Below are 12562 nucleotides of genomic sequence, written 5' to 3' on the forward strand. Positions count from 1 at the left end.
TTATTGTTGTCTGGCTGTCCTCCAGAGACAGAGGTTTCAACCAGTATTGGAGGTCAACCCGAAACGCGGGCCAGCCCACTTCCGCGGCAGCCAAAGCCAAACCCCAACTTACCGCGAGAAATACCTGTTTGATCTTAACCCCGGGTTATGAACCGAATCTGAACTTAAAAATAACCTGAATCAAAACCAAACTTGTCTTTTGCATGGTGCCTCTGCCAGTTACTAATCTCCCAGGAGGGAAAACAGATACCCCTCCGGGAAAGGCAGATAAAGCAGCTCATGAAACAAGCCCCAAACCGCCAGCCAAATGCCCGCCGTCATCAATACCGTCAATCGCCAGCTTTCACCATGCCGACGCAGGTACAACCCCATCATTGCCGGAACAGTGATGTAAAAGCCCAGCAACCAAAGACAGGCAATCATCCCCCATAGCCAACCGAACTGCTCTATAGCCGCCATACGGCCGTAGGCTGTTTTTTCCTCATCAGTAACAGCAAAGTCCACGTTTCCACCAGGGCCTTCCTCCTCTGGCTCCGCATGAGAATGACCGGATGCCACTAGCTGATTTTCGTTACGCTGAAGAATGAGCTCTCGTATCAGTTGAACACCCACGATGACGATTCCAATCCAGCCAACCGCCAGCGTAAACAACCGGGCCTGTGCAGACATGCCACTGCCACCTATCACGATGTAGATAAACAACAACAGCAACAGAACCGTTATCGTGGATCGTTTTAAGTAGCCAATCATGATTCACCTCCCGCGGCTACTTCTGCTTTCTGGGCTCGCTCAGCCTGACGCTTTTGCCACATGGGATAGGCCAGTGACACCACCAGAATAGCGGCAATGATCAATACCCCTGGGCGGACCAGAAAGCCATAGCCATAGATCTGGTATGAGGTCCACATGAACCGTTCGGCCAGTGGTCCCAGAACAACGCCTAACAATAAAGGCGGGCGCGGCCAGTTACCCAGGCGCAAGAAGTATCCAAGGACGCCGAAAATGGCCATTACTGCAACATCTTCAAGTCGATTTGAGTGGGCAAAGCTGCCCAATACGGCCATCGCCAGAACTACCGGCACCAGTACAGTGGGACGCAACATAGTTGCCATTGCCAACTGCTTGGTAAACATCAGGCACAGTACTGACGTCAGAATGGAGGAAATAATCAGCAACCAGATGATCGAAAAAGTAACGTCAAGCTGTGTTGTCAGAATTTCCTTACCCGGAGTTACCCCGACGACCAATAGACCACCAAATATAAGGGCAAGTGTGCTACTGCCGGGAATACCAAACGCCAGCGTCGGTATCAGCGCACCGCCTTCTTTGGCATTGGTCGCAGCGTCCACGGCAATCACACCTCGAACATCGCCTTTACCAAAGGTCTTACTGGCACCCTTACAGGTTTGCAGTGCATGACCATACGCAAACCAGTCAGCCACAGAAGACCCGAGACCAGGGATAATACCCACCCAGACACCCACCATGCTGCAGCGAACCACCAGCCACCAATTTTTAAAGGCATCCTTTATTCCCTGCAGTCGCCCGGCGCTTAAATCTCCCAGATCGACGTTGGAAATCGTTTTCCCACGGGCGGCAAGTGAAATCAGTTCTGGTATCGCAAACAAACCGATTGTCAGCGGAACCAGGCCAATTCCGTCAAACAAGTACAATATGTCGAACGTGTAACGGGGAGTACCGGTCTGCGACTGAATACCGATCAACGATATAGCAAACCCCAATACGCCAATCGCTATACCCTTAAGCGGAGTCTTTCCCGCCAGAGCACCCACCATCACCACACCCATCATCACCAGCATAAAGAACTCTGGCGGGCCTAATAACAGCACCAGGGGCCTAACCATTGGAATAGCGGCCAGCAGCGCCAGTGCACCCAGAACGCCACCAATCGCGGACGCGGTAAAAGCGGCACCCAGAGCGCGAGCAGCTTCACCGTTTTTGGCCATGGGATAGCCATCCATAATCGTCGCCTGGGAACCACCGCCTCCGGGCACTGAAAACAAGATGGCGGTGATGGAGTTTGCCGTATTACTAACGGCCCAGACACTAACAATCAGTGCAATCGCTTCATACTTTTCCAACACAAAAGCGAAAGGCAACAGCAATGCGATAGCCGTCTTACTGCCGACTCCAGGCATGGCTACGAGCGTACTGCTAATGACGATACCAATCATCATCATCGCAAACGCCTTCCACTGCAGAATACCCATCAACCCTTGCAGGGCTGCATCAAACATACGGGAAACTCCTGTGCGGCACCGGCTGCCCGGGGAGCCGGGTACAGCCAGTTTCACATTGACAACCTCATCAGTTGCCTTTTAATTGCTGCTATTTTGATTCGACCTGGCTTTACTCAGCCGGAGGTACCCAAAGGTCTTCAAACCCTTCAGCGGGTTCGAGCTGATCAAACCAGTCAAACCCTATTGCCTTGACCATACGGCTGTTAATCACCACAACCCGCGCTTCCTGGTCACTGGTGTTAAACCGTTTGTGCGCGCAATAAGGTGGGATATAAATAAAATCACCCGGACCCCATTCATACTTCTTGGGGGTTGTTTCCCACTCCCAAACGAACTCATCTTCACAACGAAACTTCACGTCGTAATGCAAGTCGTAACCGTGCCCTTCGATGACAAACGCGACCTCTTCGGTTAGGTGACGGCTGGTACCGGTCGCGCCATTAACGGCCAGGAACTGCATATAAATATCAATGGCACACTCTTTCGTGTTCATGCCTTCATTGATTATGTGCTTGATCAGGCCATCGGCCGAACGCTCCATTGGCATTTCGCTCCACTTGACCACGTTCTTGCGTTCGTGGTACTCGCGGCGAAACTCTTTGGAGGCTTTTAGTGCTTCATTATAAAAGTTAGCGCTTACATCGGTGCGTGAACGCTGGCGCTCAATGTCTGACACAAATGGGATATCGGTGCTCATGGTATGTTCCTCTTTGTCTGATCGGTTACAAAGACGCCGGTGGCGTGTAGTTTTCCTGACCCGGAGCTGGCGTCTTAGGCGGGTACTCGACCATTTCCTGGAAAATAAGGTGCATAAACAAGAACATGGGTTTCGCCTTCATGATCAGACAAATGGTTTCATCATCAGGGTCATCTGAGAAATGCTGATGCACACAGCCGTTTTCGACAATCAGAGCATCACCAGCTTCCCAGTCAATTCGGCGGCCATCATGAACATCGTGACCTTTTCCTTTCAGTACGAAGAAGACAGCACTGTTCATGTGACCGTGCTTTTGACCATAACCACCGGGTGAGAACGCATCGACGTGTGTTTCAATAGTCTGTGCAATCTTTGACGACTGGGGGTTAATCACCTTCTTGCCGAAGTTTTGTGGACCACCCTTCCACGCGAGGTCCTGCGTGGGATAGATTCGGGGCTGATTGAACAACTCTTCTTTAAGTTCGCCGTAGGTTCCTTCGAGCGCTCGCACGAAGGTGCGTTTCTTGGTCCAGCGCTCCCAGGTAACCTGGCCGCCCTCGGCTGCATCGGATTTTGAATCAGACATCGTTTTGACCCTCTTGCCAATTTATTGTTGTCATCGTTGTTATGCCCGAACGGTTTACCAATTTCTGGCATAACACTGGCGGGAAGATGGAACGGCTGCCATTGCTCCCCCTACCCCATACTGCAACCTTAAAGTGGTGGCAGCGTTTCTTTCTCTGCTTCGTATGCATCTGCCATCTGCGGCGTCAGACCTTTTTCCGACAACGCATCGGCGAACATGGTCCTTACTAGCTGGCTTTCATCGGCATAGTCAATCTGGTGGCCACCAATGCGCTTGCTAATCCAAGCTTTCGGCACACCCTGGGCATTTCGGAACGCAACACCTTCATATTTGAAAGCCAGATAGCGCGCTGGGGAGTTTCCTGTGTTGAAGTGCTGGTGAAACCACATATTCGGTGGTGTGATCAGTGTTCCCGGCTTCCACTCGTAGCGTTTGGGCTCTTCGCCTTCGGGCCACATCAGGGAATAACCCTCACCCGCCAGAATGATGACGTGAGCACCGGGTCCATGTGCGTGCGCCTTTTTATAGGTACCCACAGGGAACTGAGAAATGTGCGCATTCATTGAACTTTTCGCGAGATTGAAACGAATGTGACCGCCACCAGCGCCACGCTCTTTCGCTGATACCAGAGGCAGGTTTACTGCATCGGCAACGAAGTTGGTTTCCAGTCGGAAGCCGTTCATTTCATCTTTCGGCGCAAAATAGTCTGCTTCGCCAGAGAACCGTGTTTTAAAGTCATGGGCGGTGTTATAGATGAAGTCCATCTCTTCGTAGAGATTCACAATCGGTGGCATATTGGTCACCGATACAAAGCGCGCAACGGAGTTGCCAGAACCATTAAAGTGCTGATGCCACGTATTCAGAGGTATTGCAAACAGTGCACCCGGGCCCCACTCAAAGGTCACTTTCTGCCCCGCGTCATTCCAGACACTGGTTGATCCATTACCACTGAGCACCATGATCATTTCTTCAAACAACTGGCGCTGTGGTGCCAGTTCCTTACCTGCGGGGATCTCACAGACATAGCAGTCATTCGTGGTGCGCGACGCGTCATGATTAATGAACACACCACGGCCACCACGGCGGTCCCAGGACTTCAGCTCCACGGTATTCAGATCTTCAACATAGATACCATCAATAATGTCCAGCCCTTCACTGGCGACCCAGCGGGTATAGGGCGACTCTTTTTCCTTGGCAAATTTCTGGGCGACTTCGTCGGAGACGAGTGCATCTTTCTTGGACATGGGTTCAACCTCTTATGGGCTAGCGGCGGAAACGCATGAAACGGTGCGTTGAACGTGTTGCGCCGACTATTGATAGCGAGTGTAGGCTAAGTTTCGTTTTTTGTACTCTTATACGGAACATTTAACCTCCATGAGGAATATCACACACTAGAAAGGTAGACGTCAACATGAAGAACGCCATTCTTACATAAAAACCGCTGATTATTATTTGTACGATTATTGGAATCCGAAGGGTAAAATCGCGCTTAAAAGATGATTTTTTCTTAGAAAACAAGGGTATACATGTAAAAGCCCATGAGAATGAACGACAAGATCGACCATTTTGTAGCGTTGACAGAATTCAGTTCCACTGATAATTTGGTTCCAATATAGTAAACAAGGTTCCACAATAAAGAACATTAGACTCATATACGCATGTCTATTATGCGCAACACAAAAGGTTCGAATCAGGTTCTATCGCGCCAATGAATCAGCTCTGCGCCCGGTAGCAGCACGGTCTACGCACCTTTTCAACAAACCGGAAGATGGCCCGCCAGTCTTCCCCCATAGCAGGACTAAAAACAATGACAATTGAATGGTTATCCGTTTTGCTTCTTGGCCTAGCCCTCGGTTTCAAGCATGCAACTGAACCCGACCACGTTGTAGCGATCTCTACAATCAGCAGTGGTACAGAAAAACTCAGTAAAGCAGCTCGAATTGGAACCATGTGGGGCATTGGTCATACTGCAACGCTGTTGGTATTGGGGATGGTTTTGCTCGCGTTGAAACTTGAGCTTTCGGCGGGTTTTATGACGGCTTCCGAAGCCCTGGTAGGGGTGATGATTATTCTTCTGGGTACCTATAACGTCGTTAAGTTCCGGTCAAAGAAGGTGCATGCGCATGTTCACCAACATCAGGACAGCCGGGCACCGCACCTGCACTTTCATGACCATTCCAAGCAAGAAACTCACAGTCATAGCCACCAGGAGCCCTCCTATCTAAAGGCTGGCCTGATCGGTGTAGTGCATGGCATTGCTGGTAGCGGTTTAATGGTGATTCTGGTCATGGATACTACCGAAACTCTAATGCAGGCTATGACCTATATCCTTGCCTTTGGGGGCGGTACCGTAATCGGTATGACGGGTTTTTCAATGCTCATTAGCGCACCCTTTCTCTTCCTGAACAGCCGCGGCTTCAACCTCAAAAAGCGCGGGCATCTGGCTATTAACTTTGCATCGATTTTCTTCGGTATGTTTTATACCTACCAGGTAATCGCAGGCTAAACAGTTTGGCGGGAGGTTCAACTTGAGCCTCCCGGTCAGATCCCTCCCTGGTCAGCCCTGCTATACCTACATACACTGACCAACCTATAAATGAGTGATTGCCGCACGTTCGGTCGACGATGTCTCTGATTGCATTTATTGAGAGCTCAAACATTATGAGACGTCCAACAACGGCTACCCAACAACAGGGCCCTGCGATCCGTCACTAATAAACTGAGGTTTTAAATGCTGAAGGGAAGGAAGGGGACGCGTGGCTTTAGGGAAGGAGGTCATACAATGAACGTATTGTGTATTGTGCTTTAACTGCTGTGCGACAACACCCCCAGAATGAACAGGGGTGTCTCCGCACTACCACAAATCTTAAGACTTGCTAGCTTCAGCACCTGATGCTGATTTGCCGGACTGGCTGGTCACCAGATTCCAGGCTTTCGTCAACAGGGTTACCGGCAGTGACACAATGGTCAGCAGGTTGGAAGCGACATGATAACCCAGAGATTGCTGGGCTTCTTTGTACATCTGTTCCGGGGTTTTACCTGACATTTCACAATCTCCAATAGTAAAAAAACAAGTTACTGATGTCCGTCTGCCTTGATTTTGTTTTCTTTGTATTGAAGGTCTTTCGTCATCAACTGAGGGGCATTATATAGAAGCCCTTAAGAAAGTGCAAATATCGAAACTGCCATTCCTCTATATGGAATGCCCATGGAATGGGGCTTTCCGCCGTATTCCAATGCCTGCTTGTTCCATCAATGGGAATTCGCGTCCATATTTTAGATTTCGTTCACAGGGAAAGACACAACTCATCCCAGTGATCCATAGCCCATATACAGCAATCGAAAGGCCATAACGGTAAGCAGCGCTTTCAAAATGGGCTGGACCCGTTCGGCCGGTAACCGGTTTAAAAAGTACTTTCCGGACAGTGTTCCGGCAAAACCGGTTCCGACCATCAGTACCAGTAAGCCATACCAGTCTGAAAACACAAAACCCAGTGACCCGAAGATCACAATTTTTAGCACTTGCTGTGTGGTCATCATTGCCGTCTGGGTCGCTATCAGAGCACGGCGGTCGCTGAACAAGTCTTTCAACACGACGAATACGAAGGGAGCAATGCCGGCAACGATCATCGCCAGAAAGGCCGTCCCTGCGCCCAGTAGTGATATAGATTTGCGACCTGCTGGCAAGCGAAAAACAGGCATCCAGGCGCTGTACAAAATGAACGACCCTAATGCCAGCTGTAAAAAGGCGGGCGGAATACTGACCGCCAATTGCCCTCCCGCCAGAGCGCCAAACACGCTGCCCAGCGAGAACCACCCAGCCATGCGCCAGTCGGTCAACCCAGCCAGCATTAGCAGCCGGCCGAGATTTGAACCCAACTGCACGACCCCGTGAACGGGTATAATTGCGGCCGCTGGCATCAGATTGGCCATAATCGCCAGCAACATCACACCACCGCCAATACCCACTGCCGCAGTCAGTGCAGAAGTGAAAAAACTGATTACCACCAATGAAAGCGATGCCACCAAACTCAATTGCTCGGGCAGCCACCATTCCAGCCAGGTCATTGCGGATCACCTCCATTGCTTCGGGAAAAGGCCATCTCGCTGAGCAAGCACCGGGCCCGGTAAACTCCACACCCCACTCAGGGCGCAGAGGCTTCTACCGCCGCAATGATATAGACTTATTCCTTGAAAGAACATCGTTTCATATAAAGGAATACAGAAGATGAAAACCTTATATAAGGCACATTGGAACACCCGGTTTGCTTGTCGGTTTTGAAGATTAGTGTAAAACTCGGCGATCAACACCAGCAAAGAATCAGGAACCGCAGCATGAGTAGTGTTAAAAGCGCAACGGCTCGCCCGAAAAAGTCATCGTCTTCTGAGCCCAGTAGCCGTACTTCGCTGTCTTCGGTTAGCAATGCCCTGAAAATGATGAACGCCTTTTCCAACGAAACCAACGAACTGGGCATAACCGAACTTGCCCGGGCATTGAATGTTGCCAAAAGCACCGCACACCGTATCGCCACAACGCTGGTGGAAGACCACTACCTGGAAAAAAACCCGGCAAACGACAAATACCGCCTGGGTTTAGCCTTATTCAGGCTGGGTGCCTTGGTGCGTCGACGCATGAACGTCTCATATGAGTCCCGCCCCATGCTGATGGAACTGCGCTCCCGGACCAATGAAACCATTCTGTTGGCAATTCCGGATGATGATCAGATTTTGTACGCTTTCCACCTTGAAAGCAGTCACGCCATTCGCATGCGATCTGACATAGGTGTGCGTAAGCCCATGGTATGCACGGCGGAAGGCCAGGTACTGCTGGCGTTTATGCCGGAATCCGAAAGAAACCTGCTACTGCAGAAACCGATCAAACGGCGAACGGCACATACGATCACCGACGCAAACGTCTTGAAAACGAAACTGGAGACCATTCGCCTGCAAGGCTATTCACTGGAAGATCAGGAAAGTGAAACCGGAATGCGCTCCATCGCAGCGCCCATTTACAACAATGAGCGAACGGTCGTAGCCAGCGTGGCACTTGCCGGGCCTGTTATACGAATGAAAAATGAGCTCATTCCTGGCCTTGCGGACCAGGTAATCCAAACCGCCATGGAAATTTCTCATAGGCTGGGGTATTAAACTCCGAGACTGCAACCAGCTCGAGAAAGTAAACAGGATCTTTCCCGACCTCGAATCACAGCGCCCCTTTTTATAGCAGCTGACCTACAAGTGGACATTAAGTTCCCACTCACAGAATTTTCACCAGCAACTGGCATCCTCACTTTATCGACACGGCCGATCAATGAGGAGACCGCCATGACACTGCATTGCGCATCAAACAGAACCCTGCACCGGCTCTCAGCCAGCGTTCACTGTCTGGACAATGGCAAAACGCCCCGCACTGGAAAACCATCACGTCAGCAACAGCCAGAAGAAGCGCTGCTGCGTCGTATTAAGTGCCACCTGATGACCGAACTGGATTCTCAGGATCAAACTCACCTGAAAATCTATGTGTCACTGGCCATGCCAACCAGCCTGCAAGCACTGACCAGCGACATTACCTTTCATGTCGATGATCAACGTCACACCTTGCGGGTAACCGACCTGGGGGGTCACAACCTGCCAGAAGAAAACAACTGGCAGGCGATGGTATACCTGGGTACCGCAGCCGGCGGCATCGTCGCTGCGTCGGTCAGTTTGGGGTGTTCTTAACATCAGGGGCTACGTAGCTACACGGATGTTGGTAACTACAGAGATGTTAGTAACTAAAGGCCTGCCCGCGAACAATATGCAGTTAATGCACTCAATACTTTTTAAGCGCACAATCTTTTACCGATAATCCTGCCTCTTTACTCTCAAGCCAGCCTTCTTTAATCGAAGGCTGCGATTTCTGGAAACACCGCGTCCTTACTATAAAAACAATGGGATAAACCCTAATGCGTCGAACTTTATTTCGTTTGCTGTCGAATCAGACTGCCAGGCTGTCGTGCCTGACGCTGCTGTGCATTGGTCTGAGTGCTCAAGCTGAATCACCGGATGACCTGCATTTCATCATACCCGGCGGCGAAGGCGGCGGCTGGGACCTCACCGCCCGCACGGTCGGCCAGACACTGCAGGAAGCAGGCATCGTCAGCCGAGTGAGTTACAACAACCTTTCGGGCAACAGCGGTGGTATTGCGATGTCGTGGCTGGTCAATGGCCCCAATGAACCCCCCAATACACTGATGGTGAATTCAACACCCATCATCGTTCGTTCCCTGTCGCATATATTTGATCATACCTACCAGGATCTAACGCCGGTAGCGTCCCTTATCGGTGACTACGGCGCCCTGGTCGTCGCCAACGATTCTGACCATCAAAACTTCGAAGACCTGGTGACCGCCTTCAAGAACGACCCCTTTCATGTGAAGTTCGGCGGCGGCTCGGCTCGCGGAGATCTGGATAACATTGTGGTAGCGTCCATTCTGCGCGAGGCAGTGGGTAAAAAAGCCCGGTATTTGCACTACCAGGCTTACGACGGTGGCGGTGATGCCATGGCTGGCCTGCTCAATGGTGAGGTTAATAGCCTGGTCACCGGGTTTGGCGAAGCCATTCAATGGCAACGCAATAACCAGGTACGCATTCTCGGCATCACCGCACCCGAGCGCAGCCCGGCCGACCCCCAGGTACCGACATTCAAGGAACAGGGCTACGACGTCAACTTCGTCAACTGGCGCGGGTTTTTTGCACCCCCCAATCTGCCCGACCGCCAAACCAACCAGTACATCGAGCTGTTTCGACAACTGAACCAGAGCAATGAGTGGCGTCAGGCCATGACCGCGCGCGGCTGGGTTTCAACCTTTCATACAGGGCGGGACTTCGAACAATTTCTGGCCCGGCAGGAACGGGAACTGCTCGACGTCATGCGGGATCTGAACATCTATTACCTCGGCTACTAAGGTGTCACCATGCAAACAATAACCACCTGGCTCACCAACCTGAGCCTTAAATGGAAGATGACGGCAGGCTTTGGTGTGGTTATTGGACTGGTGATTTTGCTGTCACTGTTCGCGGTAAACGGGTTCAGACAGGTTGTCGACACCTTTCACCAGAAAGAAAACGTCAGCCGGATGAACGTGCAGGCGCTGCAGGCGCAAATCGCGCAGCGACACTTTGAAACCACCGGCGCCGATGCCCGGCTGGAACAGGCGGGCGCCCTGCTCGCAGACATCAGTACCACGGCGAGCGGCACCAACGCATTCGATCAGCAACCCCCTTTGCTTTCGTTGCTAAACGAGTACCAGACTTCACTGGCGCTGTTCGGCACCAGTCACCGCCAACAGCAAACCGCGTTAAACACCATTGAGCAGGCGAGCCATACCGCAACGGCCAGCATGCAGCAACTGACCGCAGCCGTTGAGAGCGAACTGGCATCGCGAATCAGTCTGTACAGCGATGCAGAACTCACCTCCCTGTTCGAGCAATATCAGGGTGCCATAGCGCTCGATCAGGCCTTGCGACAGAACCACATTCAATGGCTAAGCGCCCTGGGCGCACAAAACACGGGCGCGGTAACCCCCGACTTCATGTCGGGGATTGGCACACTGCAGTCTCTGGCTGAGTCACTCGACGCCAACATGACCATCGGCCAGGCACTGGCCCCGTTGCAGGCCGTGAATGACGACCTGGCCGTATTCGCCGACAGCTTGCAATCGGTAGCGGCCGCCACCGAACAGCAACAGCTGGTCAGGGCCGAAACAGAGAGTCACGATGCAGCACTGCAACAGGTGCTGACGGCCTGGGAACGCCAGATGAACGACACCATGGCCAGCGCAGACACTCGCTTTCTATCAGGCGTATCGATTCTGGGGCTGATCATTTTACTCGTTGCGGCACTGGTCGCCGTGGTGACGATTGGCTCCGTCATTCGACCCATCCGCGCACTCATGACCTTTATGACAGCACTGGGCGAAGGCAATTTAACCAAGCGTGTCGACATTCAACGCAACGATGAAATTGGCCAGCTGTTTCATGCCAGCCAGAAAACGTCCGACAACCTCAGGGCGTTGGTCGGTCAACTCTCCAGCGGCATCGATCAGTTGAGTGAAAACAGCGCTTCGATGGCAGACCATGCCCAGCGCAGTCACAAGGGGCTCACCGAACAAAAAATGGAGACCGATCAGGTCGCCACGGCCACACAAGAGATGTCGGTATCCATTCAGGAGGTAGCGACACACGCCACGAGCGCAGCGGAAGCCGTCGGTGCCTGCGACCAGCAAACCACACTGGGCAGTCAGCGCATCGACCAGACCATCGAATTAAGCAGCCAACTGGCCCAGACCGTCACCCAGGCCCGAAGCCAGATCCAAACCGTTAAGGAAGAGTGCGACCAGATTGATGCCATCATCGATCTGATCGCCGACGTTGCCCAGCAAACGAACTTGCTGGCATTGAACGCTGCTATCGAATCGGCCCGCGCCGGAGAAGCGGGCCGGGGGTTCTCGGTCGTTGCCGATGAAGTGCGCAGCCTCTCGCTCAGAACCCAGGACGCAACCGAAAAGGTATATCGCCTGGTTAAACAGCTGCAGACCAAAGCGTCGGAGGCCCTGCTGCAAATGAACGAGAACGCGACCTTGTCGGAGGCTTGCCAGACGGAAGCAACGCAAGCACAGGCTGCGTTCAATCAGGTCCGCGAGGCCGTTGGCGTTATACGCAATATGAATCACCAGATTGCCAGCGCCGTGGCAGAGCAATCGGTTGTCGCCGAAGACATCAGCCAGCGACTCGTTCACATACAGGAAGCATCCGACCAAGCACTCAATGCCAGTGAACAGTCACTGGCGTCAGCCCAGCAACTAAACACCCTCGGCACCGGCTTGCATGAAGGCGCGCACCGTTTCGTGTTTCGTTGAGTCTCTACCTCCAATTGGCTCGGCATGTCAGTACGGGTGGTCTTATCGTCATTGACTCAGTGTCGCGCGCAACTCCAGCCAGTCCCTAACAGGCTTCGATCATGATTTTCCTGATTCT

General features: G+C 52.1%; 12 protein-coding genes. 5 read left to right on the forward strand and 7 right to left on the reverse strand.

Annotation, left to right across the window (positions count from 1 at the left end; all coding sequences use genetic code 11):
* Nucleotides 1-222: 222 nt before the first annotated feature.
* The 5 genes from ACHUE7_RS19490 to ACHUE7_RS19510 form a co-directional block, all read right to left on the reverse strand.
* The gene (locus tag ACHUE7_RS19490) at nucleotides 223-750 is read right to left on the reverse strand and encodes a tripartite tricarboxylate transporter TctB family protein (RefSeq protein WP_394171548.1); all 528 of its coding nucleotides are present in this window, start codon (nucleotides 748-750) and stop codon (nucleotides 223-225) included.
* Nucleotides 747-2258 carry a tripartite tricarboxylate transporter permease gene (locus ACHUE7_RS19495; protein ID WP_394171549.1) on the reverse strand — a complete coding sequence of 504 codons (1512 nt, stop codon included), beginning with the start codon at nucleotides 2256-2258 and terminating at the stop codon, nucleotides 747-749. Before ACHUE7_RS19495 ends, ACHUE7_RS19490 begins: the two co-directional genes overlap by 4 nt.
* A gap of 112 nt (nucleotides 2259-2370) precedes the next feature.
* A complete protein-coding gene (locus ACHUE7_RS19500) occupies nucleotides 2371-2958 on the reverse strand; it encodes a cupin domain-containing protein (RefSeq protein ID WP_394171550.1) in 588 nt (195 codons plus the stop codon).
* A gap of 25 nt (nucleotides 2959-2983) precedes the next feature.
* Nucleotides 2984-3544, reverse strand: a complete 561-nt coding sequence (locus ACHUE7_RS19505) for a cupin domain-containing protein (RefSeq protein WP_213676868.1) — start codon at nucleotides 3542-3544, stop codon at nucleotides 2984-2986.
* A 128-nt stretch (nucleotides 3545-3672) separates the two neighbouring features.
* The gene (locus ACHUE7_RS19510) at nucleotides 3673-4788 is read right to left on the reverse strand and encodes a cupin domain-containing protein (RefSeq protein WP_348477028.1); all 1116 of its coding nucleotides are present in this window, start codon (nucleotides 4786-4788) and stop codon (nucleotides 3673-3675) included.
* Between the two features lie 563 nt (nucleotides 4789-5351).
* On the opposite strand from ACHUE7_RS19510, the gene ACHUE7_RS19515 reads away from it, so the two are divergent.
* A complete protein-coding gene (locus tag ACHUE7_RS19515) occupies nucleotides 5352-6050 on the forward strand; it encodes a hypothetical protein (protein ID WP_394171551.1) in 699 nt (232 codons plus the stop codon).
* Between the two features lie 360 nt (nucleotides 6051-6410).
* On the opposite strand, the gene ACHUE7_RS19520 is transcribed toward ACHUE7_RS19515, so the two are convergent.
* Both ACHUE7_RS19520 and ACHUE7_RS19525 read right to left on the reverse strand, forming a co-directional pair.
* Complete coding sequence (locus ACHUE7_RS19520; protein WP_348477030.1) at nucleotides 6411-6590, reverse strand: hypothetical protein; 180 nt, start codon at nucleotides 6588-6590, stop codon at nucleotides 6411-6413.
* Nucleotides 6591-6850: 260 nt separating this feature from the next.
* Nucleotides 6851-7612 carry a sulfite exporter TauE/SafE family protein gene (locus tag ACHUE7_RS19525; RefSeq protein WP_394171552.1) on the reverse strand — a complete coding sequence of 254 codons (762 nt, stop codon included), beginning with the start codon at nucleotides 7610-7612 and terminating at the stop codon, nucleotides 6851-6853.
* 267 nt (nucleotides 7613-7879) lie between these two features.
* Here ACHUE7_RS19525 and ACHUE7_RS19530 point away from each other — a divergent pair, with 267 nt between their 5' ends.
* The 4 genes from ACHUE7_RS19530 to ACHUE7_RS19545 all read left to right on the forward strand — a co-directional run bounded on the left by ACHUE7_RS19530 (nucleotide 7880) and on the right by ACHUE7_RS19545 (nucleotide 12444).
* Nucleotides 7880-8692: an IclR family transcriptional regulator gene (locus ACHUE7_RS19530; protein ID WP_394171553.1), complete on the forward strand. Its 813-nt coding sequence runs from the start codon at nucleotides 7880-7882 to the stop codon at nucleotides 8690-8692.
* Nucleotides 8693-8869: 177 nt separating this feature from the next.
* A complete protein-coding gene (locus ACHUE7_RS19535) occupies nucleotides 8870-9265 on the forward strand; it encodes a hypothetical protein (RefSeq protein WP_394171554.1) in 396 nt (131 codons plus the stop codon).
* 224 nt (nucleotides 9266-9489) lie between these two features.
* Nucleotides 9490-10491, forward strand: coding sequence for a Bug family tripartite tricarboxylate transporter substrate binding protein (locus ACHUE7_RS19540; RefSeq protein ID WP_394171555.1), 1002 nt, complete (start codon nucleotides 9490-9492; stop codon nucleotides 10489-10491).
* A 9-nt stretch (nucleotides 10492-10500) separates the two neighbouring features.
* Nucleotides 10501-12444 (forward strand): methyl-accepting chemotaxis protein, encoded by a 1944-nt coding sequence (locus ACHUE7_RS19545; protein WP_394171556.1) that lies wholly within the window; start codon nucleotides 10501-10503, stop codon nucleotides 12442-12444.
* Nucleotides 12445-12562: the final 118 nt, after the last annotated feature.

The sequence above is a fragment of the Saccharospirillum alexandrii genome (genome assembly GCF_043641555.1).
GTDB lineage: Bacteria > Pseudomonadota > Gammaproteobacteria > Pseudomonadales > Natronospirillaceae > Saccharospirillum > Saccharospirillum alexandrii_A.

Coding starts and splice junctions, on each gene's coding strand:
- ACHUE7_RS19490 (WP_394171548.1), bottom strand. CDS start 750: ATGATTGGCTACTTAAAACGATCCACGATAACGGTTCTGTTGCTGTTG.
- ACHUE7_RS19495 (WP_394171549.1), bottom strand. CDS start 2,258: ATGTTTGATGCAGCCCTGCAAGGGTTGATGGGTATTCTGCAGTGGAAG.
- ACHUE7_RS19500 (WP_394171550.1), bottom strand. CDS start 2,958: ATGAGCACCGATATCCCATTTGTGTCAGACATTGAGCGCCAGCGTTCA.
- ACHUE7_RS19505 (WP_213676868.1), bottom strand. CDS start 3,544: ATGTCTGATTCAAAATCCGATGCAGCCGAGGGCGGCCAGGTTACCTGG.
- ACHUE7_RS19510 (WP_348477028.1), bottom strand. CDS start 4,788: ATGTCCAAGAAAGATGCACTCGTCTCCGACGAAGTCGCCCAGAAATTT.
- ACHUE7_RS19515 (WP_394171551.1), top strand. CDS start 5,352: ATGACAATTGAATGGTTATCCGTTTTGCTTCTTGGCCTAGCCCTCGGT.
- ACHUE7_RS19520 (WP_348477030.1), bottom strand. CDS start 6,590: ATGTCAGGTAAAACCCCGGAACAGATGTACAAAGAAGCCCAGCAATCT.
- ACHUE7_RS19525 (WP_394171552.1), bottom strand. CDS start 7,612: ATGACCTGGCTGGAATGGTGGCTGCCCGAGCAATTGAGTTTGGTGGCA.
- ACHUE7_RS19530 (WP_394171553.1), top strand. CDS start 7,880: ATGAGTAGTGTTAAAAGCGCAACGGCTCGCCCGAAAAAGTCATCGTCT.
- ACHUE7_RS19535 (WP_394171554.1), top strand. CDS start 8,870: ATGACACTGCATTGCGCATCAAACAGAACCCTGCACCGGCTCTCAGCC.
- ACHUE7_RS19540 (WP_394171555.1), top strand. CDS start 9,490: ATGCGTCGAACTTTATTTCGTTTGCTGTCGAATCAGACTGCCAGGCTG.
- ACHUE7_RS19545 (WP_394171556.1), top strand. CDS start 10,501: ATGCAAACAATAACCACCTGGCTCACCAACCTGAGCCTTAAATGGAAG.